The 15,105-nt window shown below is 70.4% G+C and carries 19 protein-coding genes and 1 pseudogene (1 of these 20 running past the window's edge); 9 read left to right on the forward strand and 11 right to left on the reverse strand.

Annotated elements, in window-relative coordinates; genetic code table 11:
- Positions 1-27: 27 nt before the first annotated feature.
- Together msrA and msrB are read right to left on the reverse strand one after the other, a co-directional pair.
- Positions 28-540 carry a peptide-methionine (S)-S-oxide reductase MsrA gene (gene msrA, locus BGO91_RS15660; RefSeq protein ID WP_290473651.1) on the reverse strand — a complete coding sequence of 171 codons (513 nt, stop codon included), beginning with the start codon at positions 538-540 and terminating at the stop codon, positions 28-30.
- Complete coding sequence (gene msrB / locus BGO91_RS15665; RefSeq protein ID WP_290473652.1) at positions 540-995, reverse strand: peptide-methionine (R)-S-oxide reductase MsrB; 456 nt, start codon at positions 993-995, stop codon at positions 540-542. Before msrB ends, msrA begins: the two co-directional genes overlap by 1 nt.
- A 255-nt stretch (positions 996-1,250) precedes the next feature.
- On the opposite strand from msrB, the gene BGO91_RS15670 reads away from it, so the two are divergent.
- Both BGO91_RS15670 and BGO91_RS15675 read left to right on the forward strand, forming a co-directional pair.
- Positions 1,251-1,805, forward strand: a complete 555-nt coding sequence (locus BGO91_RS15670) for a PadR family transcriptional regulator (protein ID WP_290473653.1) — start codon at positions 1,251-1,253, stop codon at positions 1,803-1,805.
- Between the two features lie 4 nt (positions 1,806-1,809).
- Positions 1,810-3,534 (forward strand): AarF/UbiB family protein, encoded by a 1,725-nt coding sequence (locus tag BGO91_RS15675; RefSeq protein WP_290473654.1) that lies wholly within the window; start codon positions 1,810-1,812, stop codon positions 3,532-3,534.
- 133 nt (positions 3,535-3,667) lie between these two features.
- Here the strand turns inward: BGO91_RS15675 and BGO91_RS15680 are convergent, their stop codons facing one another.
- On the reverse strand, positions 3,668-4,990 hold the full coding sequence (locus BGO91_RS15680) for an LPXTG cell wall anchor domain-containing protein (RefSeq protein ID WP_290473655.1): 1,323 nt from the start codon (positions 4,988-4,990) through the stop codon (positions 3,668-3,670).
- Between the two features lie 244 nt (positions 4,991-5,234).
- On the opposite strand from BGO91_RS15680, the gene BGO91_RS15685 reads away from it, so the two are divergent.
- From BGO91_RS15685 to BGO91_RS15695, 3 genes are read left to right on the forward strand one after another with little or no spacing between them, the layout of a single operon-like run.
- Positions 5,235-5,501 (forward strand): hypothetical protein, encoded by a 267-nt coding sequence (locus tag BGO91_RS15685; protein ID WP_290473656.1) that lies wholly within the window; start codon positions 5,235-5,237, stop codon positions 5,499-5,501.
- A gap of 43 nt (positions 5,502-5,544) precedes the next feature.
- Positions 5,545-5,784, forward strand: a complete 240-nt coding sequence (locus BGO91_RS15690) for a hypothetical protein (RefSeq protein WP_290473657.1) — start codon at positions 5,545-5,547, stop codon at positions 5,782-5,784.
- Between the two features lie 55 nt (positions 5,785-5,839).
- On the forward strand, positions 5,840-6,241 hold the full coding sequence (locus BGO91_RS15695; RefSeq protein ID WP_290473658.1) for a hypothetical protein: 402 nt from the start codon (positions 5,840-5,842) through the stop codon (positions 6,239-6,241).
- On the opposite strand, the gene BGO91_RS15700 is transcribed toward BGO91_RS15695, so the two are convergent.
- From BGO91_RS15700 to BGO91_RS15710, 3 genes are all read right to left on the reverse strand, one after another.
- The gene (locus BGO91_RS15700; RefSeq protein ID WP_366925300.1) at positions 6,212-6,613 is read right to left on the reverse strand and encodes an IS3 family transposase; all 402 of its coding nucleotides are present in this window, start codon (positions 6,611-6,613) and stop codon (positions 6,212-6,214) included. The genes BGO91_RS15695 and BGO91_RS15700 overlap by 30 nt on opposite strands.
- A complete protein-coding gene (locus BGO91_RS15705) occupies positions 6,582-7,085 on the reverse strand; it encodes an IS3 family transposase (protein ID WP_290473659.1) in 504 nt (167 codons plus the stop codon). Before BGO91_RS15705 ends, BGO91_RS15700 begins: the two co-directional genes overlap by 32 nt.
- An 83-nt stretch (positions 7,086-7,168) precedes the next feature.
- Positions 7,169-7,867 (reverse strand): transposase, encoded by a 699-nt coding sequence (locus tag BGO91_RS15710; RefSeq protein WP_290473660.1) that lies wholly within the window; start codon positions 7,865-7,867, stop codon positions 7,169-7,171.
- Positions 7,868-8,018: 151 nt separating this feature from the next.
- Here BGO91_RS15710 and BGO91_RS15715 point away from each other — a divergent pair, with 151 nt between their 5' ends.
- On the forward strand, positions 8,019-8,933 hold the full coding sequence (locus BGO91_RS15715; protein ID WP_290473661.1) for an aminoglycoside phosphotransferase family protein: 915 nt from the start codon (positions 8,019-8,021) through the stop codon (positions 8,931-8,933).
- 18 nt (positions 8,934-8,951) lie between these two features.
- Here BGO91_RS15715 and BGO91_RS15720 read toward each other — a convergent pair whose 3' ends face one another.
- Complete coding sequence (locus BGO91_RS15720) at positions 8,952-10,121, reverse strand: hypothetical protein (RefSeq protein WP_290473662.1); 1,170 nt, start codon at positions 10,119-10,121, stop codon at positions 8,952-8,954.
- A gap of 252 nt (positions 10,122-10,373) precedes the next feature.
- On the opposite strand from BGO91_RS15720, the gene BGO91_RS15725 reads away from it, so the two are divergent.
- Positions 10,374-10,667, forward strand: a complete 294-nt coding sequence (locus BGO91_RS15725; RefSeq protein WP_290473663.1) for a CopG family transcriptional regulator — start codon at positions 10,374-10,376, stop codon at positions 10,665-10,667.
- 19 nt (positions 10,668-10,686) lie between these two features.
- On the opposite strand, the gene BGO91_RS15730 is transcribed toward BGO91_RS15725, so the two are convergent.
- Positions 10,687-10,944: a DUF4190 domain-containing protein gene (locus tag BGO91_RS15730; protein ID WP_290473664.1), complete on the reverse strand. Its 258-nt coding sequence runs from the start codon at positions 10,942-10,944 to the stop codon at positions 10,687-10,689.
- Between the two features lie 9 nt (positions 10,945-10,953).
- Positions 10,954-12,747: a 2-isopropylmalate synthase gene (locus BGO91_RS15735; RefSeq protein ID WP_290473665.1), complete on the reverse strand. Its 1,794-nt coding sequence runs from the start codon at positions 12,745-12,747 to the stop codon at positions 10,954-10,956.
- Between the two features lie 225 nt (positions 12,748-12,972).
- On the opposite strand from BGO91_RS15735, the gene BGO91_RS15740 reads away from it, so the two are divergent.
- Positions 12,973-13,278 carry a chorismate mutase gene (locus BGO91_RS15740; protein ID WP_290473666.1) on the forward strand — a complete coding sequence of 102 codons (306 nt, stop codon included), beginning with the start codon at positions 12,973-12,975 and terminating at the stop codon, positions 13,276-13,278.
- 28 nt (positions 13,279-13,306) lie between these two features.
- On the opposite strand, the gene BGO91_RS15745 is transcribed toward BGO91_RS15740, so the two are convergent.
- Both BGO91_RS15745 and BGO91_RS15750 read right to left on the reverse strand, forming a co-directional pair.
- A complete protein-coding gene (locus BGO91_RS15745) occupies positions 13,307-14,020 on the reverse strand; it encodes a GAF and ANTAR domain-containing protein (RefSeq protein ID WP_290473667.1) in 714 nt (237 codons plus the stop codon).
- On the reverse strand, positions 14,017-14,739 hold the full coding sequence (locus tag BGO91_RS15750) for a GAF and ANTAR domain-containing protein (RefSeq protein WP_290473668.1): 723 nt from the start codon (positions 14,737-14,739) through the stop codon (positions 14,017-14,019). Before BGO91_RS15750 ends, BGO91_RS15745 begins: the two co-directional genes overlap by 4 nt.
- Before the next feature lie 77 nt (positions 14,740-14,816).
- On the opposite strand from BGO91_RS15750, the pseudogene BGO91_RS15755 reads away from it, so the two are divergent.
- Positions 14,817-15,105, forward strand: a pseudogene (locus BGO91_RS15755) (SAM-dependent methyltransferase) (it continues 437 nt past the right edge of the window).

Consider the following 15,105-nt stretch of genomic DNA (forward strand, 5'->3'; position numbering starts at 1 on the left):
CGGGTCGCCCGCGCGGGCTCCCGGCGGTCACCCTGCCGTGCGCACCTCGTCGTCCAGGACCCAGTCCGGACGCACGTAGTGGCAGGTGTAGCCGCCGGGGTGCTTGCGCAGGTAGTCCTGGTGCTCCTCCTCGGCATCCCAGAACGTGCCAGCGGGCTCGACCTCGGTGACGACCTTGCCCGGCCAGCGCCCGGAGGCGTCGACCTCGGCGATCGTCTCGCGGGCGACGCGCTCCTGCTCGGGCGTGAGGTACAGGATGACCGAGCGGTAGCTGGTGCCCACGTCGTTGCCTTGACGGTTCTTCGTCGTGGGGTCATGCACCTGGAAGAAGAACTCCAGGAGGTCGCGGTACGAGATCACGGACGGGTCGAAGTCGATCTCGACCGCCTCCGCGTGGTCGCCGTGGTTGCGGTAGGTCGCGTTGTCGGTGTGGCCGCCCGCGTAGCCGACGCGGGTGCCGAGCACTCCGGGCATGTCACGGATGAGCTCCTGGAGGCCCCAGAAGCAGCCGCCGGCGAGGATGGCGCGTTCGGTGGCCATCAGGCGTTCGCCGCCTTCGCGAAGAGGGGCGCGAACTGGCCGTACCCTTCCTTCTCCAGGTCGGCCAGCGGCACGAAGCGCAGCGCGGCCGAGTTGATGCAGTAGCGCAGGCCGCCCTCGTCGGCGGGGCCGTCGTCGAAGACGTGGCCGAGGTGGCTGTCGCCGTGCGACGACCGCACCTCGGTGCGCACCATCCCGAGCGACGTGTCGGAGTTCTCGACGATGTTCTCGGCCGAGAGCGGCTTGGTGAAGCTGGGCCAGCCGCAGCCGCTGTCGTACTTGGTCGTCGAGGCGAAGAGCGGCTCGCCCGACACGACGTCGACGTAGAGCCCTGCATCCTCCTTGTCCCAGAACTCGTTGTCGAACGGCCGCTCGGTGGCGGCCTCCTGGGTCACCGCGAACTGCTCCGGGGTCAGCCGGGCGATCGCGTCCGGATCACGTGTGTACTGGGCCATCTCGTACATCCTCTCTGCGTCTTCCACTCGCACCCGCAACGGTACTGCGCCCCGCTGTGCGAGGCCAGGGGAGGGGGACTCCTGCGTCACACGCGCCCTCGCCTCGCTCGCGACATTTGTGCCGAATGTCGACTTTGGGCCCCGCTTTCCCCACATTTGTGACGAATGTCGGCTGAGAGGTTGTCGAGAAAGCCTACCGCGTCGGCTTCAGCGATATATCGTTGAGTATCGTTGACGACTCCTGAGGAGGACATCATGAGCGGTTCGAATTCGTTCCCGACCGGAGGCTTCGGCCCCGGGATGACGGCGGACGGCATGTGGCAGGCGTTCGAGCAGTTGCGCTCGACGTTCGAGAAGCGGGTCGGCACCCGGATGGGTCGCGGCGACGTGCGGGCCGCGGTGCTGTCGTTGCTCGCCGAGAAGCCGATGCACGGCTATCAGATCATCCGGGAGATCGAGGAGCGCAGCGGCGGCAGCTGGAAGCCGAGCGCCGGTTCCGTCTACCCGACCCTCCAGCTGCTCGCCGACGAGGGGCTGCTCACGGCCGAGGAGTCGAACGGTCGCAAGACCTACGCCCTCACCGAGGCCGGCCGTGCCGAGGCGGCGGAGGCGGGTCCGGCTCCGTGGGAGTCCGGCAGCGCGGGCAGCAGCCCGAGCGACCCGTTCGGCCCCCTCCCCAAGGCGGGAGTGGAGCTGGCGCAGGCGGCGGCCCAGGTGCGCCGGACCGGCACGCCGGAGCAGGTGGCGCAGGCCGTGACCGTGCTCGACGAGGCGCGGCGCCGACTGTACTCGATCCTCGCGCAGGACTGACGGGGTGACGTCCGTTCGCCCGGGGGCCGGCGAGCAGGCGGGGGCGGAGGCCGCGGCGGGGGACACGCGCCGCCGCTACCGGCGCATCCTCCGGTTCGCGGGCTGGAATCTCGCGGTCACCTGGTGGTACGAGCTCTTCCTGCCGCGCATCGGGCTGGCGCGCGTGGCCGAGCGCACGCGGTCGAGGCGCATGCAGCGCTTCGCGCAGCGCTTCCACGTGCTCGCCGTCGACCTCGGCGGTCTGATGATCAAGGTCGGCCAGTTCATGTCGTCGCGCCTGGACGTGCTGCCGCCCGAGATCACGGCCGAGCTGGAGGGCCTGCAGGACGAGGTGCCGCCGGTCGCGTTCGCGGCGATCCGCTCCCTGGCGGAGGCGGAGCTGGGCGTGCCGCTCGACCGCGCGTTCGCGTGGGTGGACGAGACCCCGGTGGCCGCGGCTTCCCTCGGCCAGGCGCATCGCGCGCGCCTGTCGGCTCAGGATGCGGAGGAGACCGGGCTGGACGCGGTCGTCATCAAGGTGCAGCGTCCAGGCATCGGCGCGATCGTCGACGTCGACCTGTCGGCACTGCGCCGCGTCGGTCGCTGGCTCAGCCATGTGCGGCTCGTCTCCGACCGGGTGGATGCGCCCGAGCTCGTCGAGGAGTTCGCCCGGACGAGCCTGGAGGAGATCGACTACCTGCACGAGGCCGCGAGCTCGGAGCGGTTCGCGGAGGACTTCGCCGCCGACGACCGCGTGGCCGTGCCGGCCGTTGTCTGGGAGCGCACCACCCGACGCGTGCTCACCCTCGAGGACGTGACGGCGATCAAGATCACCGACGCCGCCTCGCTCCGGGCGGCGGGCATCGACCCGGCCGAGGTCGCCCCGGTGTTCGCGGCGGTGATGTTCGACCAGCTGTTCTCGAACGGGTTCTTCCACGCCGACCCGCACCCCGGCAACATCTTCGTCTCACCCCTCCCGGACGCCGCCGAGGGCGAACGGCCCTGGCGGCTGACCTTCATCGACTTCGGGATGATGGGGGAGGTGCCGACCACGCTGCGCACCGGCCTGCGCAAGCTCCTGATCGCCGCCGCCTCCCGCGACGGCAAGGGCCTCGTGGATGCGATGCGCGACGTCGGCGTGCTGCTGCCCTCCGCGGACACATCGCAGCTGGAGCAGGCCATGACGCAGCTCTTCGCGCGGTTCGGCGGCATGGGCTTCGCCGAGCTGCGGGAGGTCGACCCGCGCGAGTTCCGCGACTTCGCCAACCAGTTCGGTGACGTGGTGCGGTCGCTGCCGTTCCAGCTGCCGGAGAACTTCCTGCTCATCGTGCGCGCGATGTCCCTGACGTCGGGCGTGTGCAGCGCGCTCGACCCCGGCTTCAACCTGTGGGACTCGATCGAGCCCTACGCCTCACAGCTGCTGCGCGACGAGCGCGGCAACGTCGTGCAGGACTTCGCGAAGGAGGCGCTCTCCATCGCCGGCGTCGCGTGGAGGCTGCCGAAACGCGTCGACGCCCTGATCGACCGCGTCGAGGACGGCAGCATCGCGGTTTCGTCGCCGCACCTCGAACGGCGCGTCGACCGGCTGGAGCGCACGGCGCGACGCCTCGTCGCAGCCGTCGTGTTCGCGGGCGTGCTGGTCGCCGGAGCGGTGGTGCGGCCGAGCGACACCGTGCTCGGGACGGTGCTGATGGTGGCGTCGGTCGTACCGCTGGCGGTCGCCGTGTTCGCGGGGCGCCGCGGGAGGTAGGGCGCGGATCGGGGTGATCGCGGCGGCCGCGACGCTGCGGGTTCAGGCGGCCCGCCGCCGTCGGCTCAGGCCACCCGTCACCGACAGATCAGGCGCCCCGTCACCGACAGATCAGGCGTCCCGCCGCTGTCGGTCAGGCCACCCGTCGCCGTCGCGTCGACAGCACCGCCAGCGCAACACCCACCAACAGCATCCCGCCGCCGAGCAGTGCCGGGACCGTCGCGTCCACGCCCGTGGCGGCGAGGGCCGTCGTCGACGTGCTCGCGACGGCGGGCACCGCGGCCGGTGTCGCTGCGGGTGCCGTCACCGTGATGTCGAGGCGGAGGATGCGCTGCAGACCGTCCATGCCGACGCCCACGGCGACGAGGCTGTGGGCGCCGGTGAACGTGGCGGGGATCTGGAAGGACGCGGCGGCGAAGCCCTGGGGGTCCACGGAGACCGGTGCCACGGCGAGCGGATCGGAGTAGACGCCGAACGCGGTCTGGGTGCCGGGTCGGAAGCCGGAGGCGAGGAGGAGCAGGGTCTGGCCGGCCTTCACCGTCGTCGGATCGTCGCCCTTCGACGGCGGCGCGGACTCGGTGGGCGTCGGGAGGGTCGGGGGCACCGCGGGGGTCGTGGCGGCGACGACGTCGACGGCGGTGGTGGTGGCGACGGCCGCGTCGTGCAGGGCCGTCTCCAGGGCGACGCTCGCGGTGGTGACGGCCTGCTCGGCCGCGTCGGACGCGGACGCCGCCGCCGTGGCCGCCGCGATGGCGGATTCGAGCGCGTCGCCCGTCGCGGTGACCTGCTGCTGCGCGGACGCGAGCGCTGCCTGCGCCGCGGAGTATGCCGCGAGCGCCGCGTCGTGGTCCGGCCCATCGCCCGGGATCGCCTGGAGGGCGGCCTCGGCGTCGGCGAGCTGCTGCTGGGCGTAGAGGACGCCCTGGTCGGCCAGGCCCTTGGCCGCTTCGGCATCGTCGCGCGCGCCGGCCGCCGCATCCCGCTTCGCTGCGAGGTCGTCGGCGTGCGCACGCGCGGCCGTGACGGCGGCTTGCGCGGCGTCGGCCGCGGCCGCGAGCTGTCGGGCCGTGGCCGAGGCCGCGGCCGCCTGGGCGGCCGCCTGCTGCGCGGCCGTGAGCGCGGGTGGCGTCTGGAACACGGGCGGTGGGGCGAAGACGATGCCGGGGTTCTGGGGGATGATGACTGGCGGAGTGGTGATGGTCGGCACGAACCCGAACTGGCCGGCCGCGAAATTCAGTTGCGAGCCGCCATTGCTCACGTGGATCTGCCCGTCGACGACCTGGACGTAGAGGCCCGGGCTCAGGGTGCCGGCGCTCGTGCTCGGCCCGGGCAGGACCGGGGGCACGGGCGTGGCATTCGCCGGAGCGGCAGCGAGGCCGACGGCACCCCCGGTGAGTGCGAAGGCGGCGAGGACGGCGGCGATGGCGCGTCCGGTGCGCCGGCGGTGAGAGACCATTCCGTCAGTGTGGCAGCACCGGTGCGCGGGAGGCGCGACCCCGTTGAGGGGTGGCACTGGAGTGCGTCCCGAAAGTTGGCCACGTTGAGAGTGCACCTTTAGTGGGTGTTGGTTGAGCGATCGGTCCTTGTATACGCGGGTGGGGCTCTCATATGTTCGAAGCGGGGGATCGTTGACTTTGTTCGCGGCCGGTTCGGTGGCGAACTACGCGTCGACACCCTTTCGCTGACGAAAGGACAAGTTGATGAAGTTCACTCGAGCAATCACCGTCATGGTCGGTGTCGGAGCGCTGGCAGCGTCTTTGCTGGTCGGTGGCGCCGCGAATGCAGCCACGGTCCAAGACGACACACCAACGCTGGGCGGCGTCGTGGTGGAGGGACCGGGCGCTAACACGGTGCAGTTTCCGGACGGCACCTACGTGAAGTACCCGGAAGGTTCGCTCCCGCGTTTCGAAGACGGCTACGGGAACGTCAACGGTGCTCCCAGACGGGACCACAATCGACGTTCGTAGCGCGAGCGCAGGCGGAGTCACCCCGCGAGCGGTCTATCCGCCGGTGACGATCTGGTACTCGCGAGCCGCAGTCGAGGAGATGTGGCGGGCGAAGAACAACATCAACAACGTCTGTCGGATCCTGCCGCTGTCCTTCTTCGCCTCGCTGGGCTGTACCGCTCCGGGGAATCTGGCTGACGCGCTGGATAAGGCGCACTACCAGCAGAAGCGGATCAAGGCTCTCTATTACCAGTGCATCGGCGCCACGTACTGCAGCTACTACACCTACACGGTCGCCGCATAGGCAGTTCGGGGCTGCCAGAATCGATCTGGCAGCCTCGACTCAGATAGGAGTGAACGTGTCGTTCCGGATTACCTCTCCCCAGGGCAAGGTCACCTATGTTGTCGTGGGCTACGCCATCGCTCTGACCGTCGCTATCGTTGCCGCGCTGAGCGCGACCCCTACAGTCGGGGTCCTGTTGTACTCCGCCACCGTGGTGCTCCTGGTTGTCTTCGGAGCGCGCACGTTTCGTGGCGAGGGTGAGGACCCGAACGGGACCCGCCCCTCGTGGCGGATGACCGCGAAACCCACGGCCGGTTTCGTCCTCGCGGCGTTGCTTGTGCTTCAGGCGGTCTCAACCGCGACGACAGCGGCCACGGCCCACGAACTCGCACCGCTGTACGTATTCTCCGTCGTGTTCTCTCTCGGATTGGCGGGCGCCTACCTGAATTCATCTCTCCGCCTGCGTAACCTCGCCTAGCGTAAGCGTCGGTGCTGCGGCGACCTGATTCGCCGACCGTGTCTCGTGCCAGCGTCGGCGAAAGCCGGCCGGGGTGTCCCAGCCGAGGCGTACGCGAATGCGTTCGGTGTTGTACCAGCGGATATATTCGTCGACTTCCCGCTCGCACTGTTTGATCGATTCGAACTCGGCGTGACGAAGGAACTCTTGTTTCAGGTGGGAGAAGAAGCTCTCCGCGGCCGCGTTGTCCAAGCAGGTGCCGCTTCGGGACATCGAAGGGGTGACTCCCCGCGACCGTAGCTGCTCGCGATAGTCGGGTAGTTGATACTGCCACCCTCTATCCGTATGCAGGATGGGGCGATCATCTTCGAGCTTGGTCGCCGTTGTAGAGATCCATCAGCGGCGAAAGAAAGAGAACGATCCCGGCGGCAGCGAACTGAGTCACATCGGTCACCCACTTCTGGTTAGGTGCGGTCGCCGCGAAGTTGCGCTTGAGGAGGTTCGGGGCGGTCCGTGCGCTGGCGCCGTCTGGAACTGACCAGGGTGAGCGCTCCCGACGGCGCCGGCGCGCGCGGCAAGCGCATCCTTCTTCGCGCATCAGTCGTCGCACAGTCTTGCCGCTGAGCACGATGCCATGCGCGCGCCGTAGCTGCATGCGGACGCGCCTGTAACCATAGGCGCGGTATGCGCTCTCGAATACGCGGGTCACCACCGGGCGCACGGACGCGTAGCGATCCGGCTTCTCCTCGCGCTTTCGTCGGTAGTAGTACGTGCTTGGCGCCAGGCCGACGGCCTTCGCGAGAGCGCGCACCGGATACCGGTTCGACAGTGCAGCGACGATCTCGACCTTCTCGCTCGTGGACAAGCGCACATTCACCGTCGCGAGGATGCCCTTCTGAACTGCAGCCTCAATCGCGAGCTGGTCGTTCCGAGCGCTGCTGCGCGGAGTCAGCCCCCCCGCTCGCCCAAGGCACGATACTTGACGACCCATTCCTCGAGAGCGCGTGCCGCGTGAAGCTGAAACCGCTTCATAACCTTCGCCCGCGTCGCGCCAGCCTCGAACGCTCGAACGGCCGCCAGCTTCGTTTCTAATGTGTAGTCGTGGGACTTGCTCACGGCTGTCAACTCTAGAAGTCCGCCGCGCCCATACTTCTGGTACCAATGCCACCCCGTGGAAACGTGTATCCCGACCTTCCGAGAGGCCACCATGTATCCGTTGCCCTCATCAACAGCAGCCGCTAACGCTTTACGCACGTCCAGACGATCATCGCGACCACTGCGCCGTTGCACCGGTGCCCCATCGGACACATCCCGATAGCGCGCGATCCACTTCTCAAGAGTCGTCTGCGACCTCAACCCGAATGCGGTGATGACTTGACGGTGGGTTGCGCCGTGCTGAAACATGCTGACGGCCGCCAACTTCGTCTCTAGCGGAAACGTCCGCGCCGGAGGCGTAGGAGCGAGTAGCTCCGCAAGACCGCCTGCGCCATAAAGCTGCGCCCACGACCACCCACACTTCTCACCGATTCCAACGGCATACGCAGCCTTTCGATAGCCGAGCCCGCCCTCCAGCAACCGTGCGAACTCGATCCGCACCTCATCCGAATAGCCCACCTGATTCCCTCCACGTTGATCCGTGGTGTCCAACTTTCGGGGCGCAGTTCGCACAGTCACGCTCGCAGCCCAGCCGCTGTCCTGTGACGCACGCGGCCGGGATCGTGCTGCTCCTCGAGGAGACGGCGCTCGCCGTGCTGGCGCTGCGGGCGTGGCCGCGGTCCGTCCTGGGTAGGGTGGCCGCATGGAAGCCACGAGCGACCGCATCCCCTGGGCGGACGCGCCCCGAGAACTGACCGACGAGATCGGCCGCCTGCTGGGCGGATCGGTGGTCGACGCCGCCGACCAGACGGGCGGGTACTCGGCCGGACTGGCCGTGCGCGTCGGGACCGCCGGCGGGAGCCGCGCGTTCGTGAAGGCGGCGCCGGCGGAGCTCGGCGGGACCGTCGACCTCTACCGTCGCGAGGCGGAGGTGCTGCGACGGCTGCCGGACAGTGTCCCGGCACCGGCGCTGCTCGCCACCATCGAGGTGGGGGACTGGTTCGGGCTCGTGACCGAGGAGGTCGACGGGCGGCACCCCTCCACCCCGCCCGCGCACGATGAGCTGCGTGCGATCCTCGACACGATCGGCGAGTTCCCGGACGCCGGCGGTCTCGGCCTGCCGCGCCTCGTGGACGAGTTGCCCTTCGCGGCGTGGCCGACCCTGGACGCCGATCACGCCGATCGGCTCACCGACCTCGAACGGCGGAACGTGGACCGCCTGACCGCGTTGGCCGCGGCCGCCGGCGATCACCTCGTCGGCGACCGGCTGGTGCACCTCGACGGCCGGGCGGACAACATCCTGCTCGACGCCGGGGACCGCGTCTGGTTCGTGGACTGGGCGTGGGCGTGCCTCGGAGCGCCGTGGATCGACGGGCTGGCGGTGCTGCTGGACGCGCGCCTCAGCGGCGCGCCTGACACGAGTGCGCTGCTCGCGCATCCCCTGCTCGCCGCGGTTCCCGCTGCGGGGATCGACGGGGTGCTCGCCGGGCTGGCGGGGGAGTTCCGGCTGAGTTCGCTGCAGCCCGCACCCCCGCGGATGCCGGCGCTGCGCGCGTTCCAGGCGGCCGAGGCGCGGGCGGCCCGGGACTGGCTGGTGGAGCGCGGCGCGATCGAGTGAGCGCGGCGGCGCCCGCGGTCAGAGCGCCGTGCCGTGGAGGTGCGCCGCCCCGTGGACGCCCACCTTTCCGTGCAGCGGGCTCGGCGTGTACCGCAGTTCGATGATCTCGTCCGCGGTGGAGCGGTAGAAGACGTTCTGCGTCCCGGCGACGGGATCGGCGAACGCCGTCGGCGCGGACGCGGCGGGGAAGGATCCCTCGCCCCCGGTCAGCGGGTTCACGTGCCAGCCGGACGGGTCGTTCCAGAACTCGTACACGAGTCCGTCGGCCCCGATGTGGATGACGTGCCGGGTGCCGACCGGGGCGGCAGGGTTCGACTCGAAGGAGTAGCCCGCCGGCGCGAGCCCGGGCATCGGCGACGGGCCGCCGACCTCGCTGGTCAGGTTCTTCGGCGACCAGGCGCCGTTCGCGAACGACTGCTCGTGGATGTCCCGGTCCTCGCCCAGCCACGGGACGTGCCGGGTGCCGTCTCCGGCAAAACCGTAGCCGGTGGGATGCGGGAGGGCGTCGCGGGAGGCGCCGACATTCGGGCCGAGGTCGCGCGGCGGTCCCCAGCTCCCGTCCGTCATCACGTACTCGTACAGCAGCTGGTCGTCGCCCACCATCACGATGTGCTGCGTCTGCGCGGCGTCGAACGCGTAGCCGCCGGGCGCGACCGCCGCGTGCGGGCCGGTCGACGTGGTGAGCGGATGCTGCACCCAGGCCGCATCGTCCCCGGTCCCGCGGCTGAGCAGATGCACCGTGCGGTACTGGTCGCGGAACACGACGTGCTGCGTGCCGTAGTGCGCCGACGCCCAGCCGAACGGCGGATCGACCGCCCGCACCACCGTCGCGGACGAGTCCATGAGGTCGCCGTGGTGCCAGCCGTCCGACTGATAGAGCTCGTGGATGTGGCCGTCGTCGTCGCTCAGGAAGACGACGTGCTGCGTCCCTTCGGTGTCGAAGACGTAGGCCGACGGATCCGAGGTCGGCTGCGGCGCCTCCGCCTCGGCCGTGATGTCCTTCGCGTGCCAGACGTCGTCCGTCCCGCAGTAGAGCTCGATGAGATGGCCGTCGGAGGAGGAGCCGTCGCTCTGCCGGCGGTAGACGACGTGCCGTGTGCGCTCCGCGGCGAACAGGTACGCGACGACCCCGGAGAGCGCCGCGGGCGCGCCGAACTGACGGGTGAGGTTGCGGGTGGTCCAGCCCATGGTCTGCTCCCTTCGGGGAGTGCAGCGTCGGGGTCGCCGGCCGGCCACCCCCTGTGGCCGGCCGGCTCGACGCCGGTCCCGCCGATCGACGAGGCGGAGAAGGCCGGCATCGGTCATACGTATCCTGACGGCTGCATGATGCACCCGCGGGCGGGTCCACGGCAACGGGCAGTTTGCGCGCGCCCGGTTCGCTAGTTAATGCATATAAAGCGCCCCTCGACGCGCGCCCCGCGCAGGGCGCATGATCCCGTCATGAGCGATCTCGACAACACTGCTCCCACGACGCTCGGCCCGGGACACGTTCCCGGCGGCATCCCGCTCAAGATCCATCTCGGCGAGTCCGAATACGCCGCCCTGATCCGCATCGCGCAGCACCGGGGCACGAGCGCATCCCAGCTGATCGAGCAGCTGGTGCTGCACGCCCTCAGCCACACGCCGGTGCCGCCGCCCGCGGACTCGCAGCCCAAGCGCAAGCACACGAGCTACGAGGAGGCGACGAGCGGCTACCGCGCCGATCCGATACCGATCATCCGCCCGGTGCCCTGAGCGCGGCCGCCGGTCGTCCTCAGCGCATCTGGGAGAGGGCGCCGAAGAAGAGGGACGCCCAGACGATGAAGAAGCCGACCTGGAACAGCGTGAACAGTGAGCCGAGGAACACACCGGCCCGTGCGAGCCCACGGCCGCCCTCTCCGCTGATCCGCGTCTGCTTCATCCCGATCGCGCTGAGCACGACCCCGACGACGGGGATGACGAAGGCGGCGATGAAGCCGATGAGGGCGAACGTGTTGGTCTTGGGCACGGCTGCGCCGGGAGTCTGGGTCACGTCCACTTTCTAGCGCATGGCGGTGGGCTGGTACGCCCGCGCCACGCGGGAGGCCGCGGCCGCGAGCGCGGCGAGGCTGGCGGTCAGGACGGAACGGTCCTGCCCGGCGGCCCAGCGGGTGGCGGCACCGTCGCGGTATTCGATCAGCGTGAGGGCCTGACTGTCGGCTCCCGCGCCGATGCTCGTCTGGTGCAGGCCGAGCACCTCGACCGGGAGGCCGTGGGCGGTGAGCGCCGCGGCCAGCGCCTCGACGGGGCCGACCCCGTCGTGCGTGGTCGTGCGCTCGTCGCCGTCGATGCGGACCGTCACCGTCGTGCGGGCGCGCCCGTCGATCTCGGAGGTCGTGTAATCCACCAGGCCCACCGCTGCGTCGGCGGTCGCGAGATAGGTGTTCCGGAACAGGTCCCAGAGCTGCTCCGGCGTCGCCTCGTCGCCGGTCGCGTCGGTGTGGCGCTGCACGTGGCGGGCGAAGTCGATCTGCAGGCGGCGCGGCAGCTCGATCCCGTAGCCGGATTCGAGCAGGTAGGCGATGCCGCCCTTGCCGGACTGCGAGTTCACGCGGATCACGGCGTCGTAGCCGCGGCCGAGATCGGCCGGGTCGACCGGCAGGTACGGCACCCGCCACTCCAGCTCGGACTCGGGGCGACCTTCCGCCGCCGCACGCGCTCGGTGCTCGGCGAAGCCCTTGCGGATCGCGTCCTGGTGCGTGCCGCTGAACGCCGTGTGCACGAGGTCGCCGACGTAGGGGTGGCGCGGGTGCACCTCGATCCGGTTGGCGTGCTCCACCGTGCGGCGGATCTCGTCGATGTCCGAGAAGTCGATCATCGGGTCCACGCCCTGCGCGTGCAGGTTCAGGGCGAGCGTGGCGAGGTCGACGTTGCCGGTGCGCTCGCCGTTGCCGAACAGGCAGCCCTCGACGCGCTGGGCGCCGGCGAGCACCGCCAGCTCGGCGCAGGCGATGCCGGTCCCGCGGTCGTTGTGGGGGTGCACCGAGAGGATGACGCCGTCGCGGCGGGCGAGGTTCTTGTGCATGTACTCGATCTGGTCGGCGTACACGTTGGGGGTGGCGATCTCGACGGTGGCGGGCAGGTTCAGGATGACCGGCCGCTCCGGGCTCGCCTCCCACAGCTCCGTCATGGCGTCGCAGACCTCGAGCGCGTAGTCCGGCTCGGTGAGGTTGAAGACCTCCGGTGAGAACTCGAAGCGCACGTCGGGCAGGTCGCCGGCGAACTCGAGCACGTCGCGGCCGCCGGCGAGGATGAGGTCGGTCAGGGCGTCGCGCCCGTGGCCGAGCACGACCTCCCGCCAGATCGGGGCCGTCGCCGTGTAGAGGTGGATGACGACCGGATTCCGCAGTCCCCGCACCGAGGCGACGGTGCGTTCGATGAGGTCGCGGCGGGCCGCGGTGAACACGACGATCGTCACATCCTCCGGGGCCAGCCCGGTCTCGGCGAGCAGCCGCACGAAGTCGTAGTCGGTCTGCGACGCCGACGGGTAGCCGACCTCGATCTCCTTGTAGCCCATCGCCAGCATCAGCTCGAAGAACCGCCGCTTGCGGGCCGGGTCCATCGGTTCGGCGAGGGCCTGGTTGCCGTCGCGCAGGTCGACCGGCACCCACAGCGGCGCCTGGGTCAGCCTCCGGGACGGCCAGTCGCGGTCGGCGAGCGGCACCTCCACGCGGGAGAAGACGTCGCGGTAGCGGTGCGAGGGCATCTGCGACGCACGCTGCCGGTTCCAGGCGGGCGCGTCCGCGGGGACGGGGCCCGCGGGGGTGGAGAGACGGGGGAAGGCGGTGCTGGTCATGGTTCGAGTCCTTCGGGGTGGCCGGAATCGGGGATGACCGGCGCAGCCCAGCAGCCACGACGGGGAGCCGGTCGGCTAGACCCCGTCGTGGCGGCGAAGAAGGAGGGACTCGATGCGGAGCATGTGCCGACTGTAGCACAAGTCCTCAGACAAGTAGAGGAGTAAGGGACGGATCCCCCTCTCGGCGAGGCGAGGGGCGGGCGCTGCTGGTCTAGGGTCGGTGGGATGAGCCCCGAGATCGACGCCGTCCGCACCGAGATCGACGCACTCGACGCACAGCTCGTCGCGCTGATCGCGCAGCGGCAGCGCTGGGTCGAGGCGGCGGGGAGGCTGAAGAGCGACCGCGACGCCGTCCGCGCCCCCGACCGGGTGGAGGCGGTGATCCGGAAGGTCCGCGCGCTCGCCGAGACGGCAGGGGCGGATCCGACCGTGGTCGAGCGGACCTATCGCGCGATGATCGCCGCGTTCATCGACCTGGAGCTGAGCGTCCACGCCGGCGCCGACAGCCGAAGCGCTTCCGCGGAGGGCTAGGCGACCACGCGGCGAGGCGGGCTCGGCCTCAGAGCTCCACGGTTCGATCGACAACGGCCTGGGCGACCGTGGAGATCCCCTGCTGGTGGGAGCGCGCGTAGCCCCGCAGCACGGTAAAGGCGTCGTCGATGGGGATGCGGTGGGTGTGCGCGATGACGCCCTTCGCCTGCTCGATGACGATGCGGCTGTTCAGCGCGTGCTGCAGCTGCCGGCGGATCTGCTCGCTCTCGGCGAGGGTGCGCTCGTGCAGGATCCCGATCGTCGCCACGTCGGCGAAGGCCTGGGCGGCCACCCGGTCGTTCTCGCTGAGCGGGCCGGGCTCGGCGCGCAGCAGGTTGAGGGTCCCGATCGTGGTCTCGCGCAGGCGCATCGGGATGGCGTCGACGGCGGCGAAGCCCTGCTCGATCGCCTTCTCGCGGAACAGCCGCCACGCGTCGGGAGTGCGCGAGATGTCGGGGACCGAGACGACGACACCGGTGGAGAAGCTCTCGATGCACGGCCCGGCGTCGGCGGAGAGCTGCATGACCTCGACCAGCCGGCTCGCCTCGCTCGTGGAGGCGATGAGGTCGAGGTCGCCCGACGCGTCGGCGAGCAGCACGCCCGCGGCCGTCGCGTCCAGCAGGTCGCTGCACGTGTCGACCAGATTCTGCAGCATGTCGACCACGTCGTAGTCGGCGACCAGGGTGTCCGCGAGGTGGGCGAACGCCTGCAGCAGGTCCTGCTCACGGCCGGGTGCGGTCATCGGGAGTCCTCGATCCGTCCGTCTCGTCGCGAGAAGTCCAACCGCCCGTCGAGGAGATCCTGCGAGACCGCCATCATGGTGCGCCCGGTGGCGAAGGCGTGCGACTGGATCACGAGGCGCGCGTCCTCGGCGGTGAGTCCGAGCTGGGCCAGCACCATCCCGGTCGCCTGGTGGATGATGCGGCGGGAGAACGGGGTGACCTCCGCCTCCTCGGTCTCGTTCGCCAAAGCGGAGACCGCTTGGTGCAGCAGGATGCGGGCGACCTGATCGGCGAGCGCCGTCGCCTGGCGCACGTGCACCCGGGTCAGGATGCCGGGCTCTGTCGTGTACATGTCGACGGCCCCGATCTTCAGCGGGCCGATCAGCATCGGGAAGGCGAACAGGGCGCCGATGTCGTCCTTGATCGCCTCGGAGAACGACGGCCAGTCGGCGCGCGGGCTGCGCATATCCGGTTCGAGCACCGGACGCTCCAGGCGGAGCGCGTCCCAGCACGGGCCCTCGCCGAGGTCGAACTGCAGTTCGTCGAGCCGGGCGGCCTGCGCATCGCTGGCCGCGACGGTCTCGGTTCCCAGGAGGTCGCCGATCGTGGACACCGAGGTGCCGGTGACGGGGAGCACGTCGACGAACGGTCGCGCCAGCTCCAGCCGGGGCAGCTCGTCGTCGCGCAGCCGCGCCAGCACCACGCCGAACCGGTCCTCCGATCCGTGTGCGCCCGTCACAGCCGTCCCGCCTTGCCCATGCTCACCACGGTACTCTGCTGCGCCGCGGCCAGGCGGTGCTCTGCGAGGATGGCGGGATGACGAAGCCGTTCGAGGAGCTGATCGCCGAGGGCGAGGAGGCCGACGTCACCGGCTGGGACTTCGGCTGGCTGGAGGGCCGGGCCACCGAGGAGCGCCCGCCGTGGGGATACGCACGGCTGCTGGGGGAGCGGCTGAGGGAGGCGTCGGCCTCCCTCGACATCCAGACCGGAGGCGGCGAGGTGCTGGCCGAGGCGCCGGGCTTCCCGCCGGTCGCCGTGGCGACCGAGTCGTGGCCGCCGAACGTCGCCCGCGCCACGTCCCTCCTTCACCCGCGCGGTGTGGCGG

The organism is Leifsonia sp. 71-9, from assembly GCF_001898805.1.
Taxonomy (GTDB): domain Bacteria; phylum Actinomycetota; class Actinomycetes; order Actinomycetales; family Microbacteriaceae; genus Leifsonia.

Coding starts and splice junctions, on each gene's coding strand:
- BGO91_RS15715 (WP_290473661.1), top strand. CDS start 8,019: ATGGAAGCCACGAGCGACCGCATCCCCTGGGCGGACGCGCCCCGAGAA.
- BGO91_RS15725 (WP_290473663.1), top strand. CDS start 10,374: ATGAGCGATCTCGACAACACTGCTCCCACGACGCTCGGCCCGGGACAC.
- BGO91_RS15685 (WP_290473656.1), top strand. CDS start 5,235: ATGAAGTTCACTCGAGCAATCACCGTCATGGTCGGTGTCGGAGCGCTG.
- msrB (WP_290473652.1), bottom strand. CDS start 995: ATGGCCCAGTACACACGTGATCCGGACGCGATCGCCCGGCTGACCCCG.
- msrA (WP_290473651.1), bottom strand. CDS start 540: ATGGCCACCGAACGCGCCATCCTCGCCGGCGGCTGCTTCTGGGGCCTC.
- BGO91_RS15740 (WP_290473666.1), top strand. CDS start 12,973: ATGAGCCCCGAGATCGACGCCGTCCGCACCGAGATCGACGCACTCGAC.
- BGO91_RS15735 (WP_290473665.1), bottom strand. CDS start 12,747: ATGACCAGCACCGCCTTCCCCCGTCTCTCCACCCCCGCGGGCCCCGTC.
- BGO91_RS15680 (WP_290473655.1), bottom strand. CDS start 4,990: ATGGTCTCTCACCGCCGGCGCACCGGACGCGCCATCGCCGCCGTCCTC.
- BGO91_RS15745 (WP_290473667.1), bottom strand. CDS start 14,020: ATGACCGCACCCGGCCGTGAGCAGGACCTGCTGCAGGCGTTCGCCCAC.
- BGO91_RS15720 (WP_290473662.1), bottom strand. CDS start 10,121: ATGGGCTGGACCACCCGCAACCTCACCCGTCAGTTCGGCGCGCCCGCG.
- BGO91_RS15670 (WP_290473653.1), top strand. CDS start 1,251: ATGAGCGGTTCGAATTCGTTCCCGACCGGAGGCTTCGGCCCCGGGATG.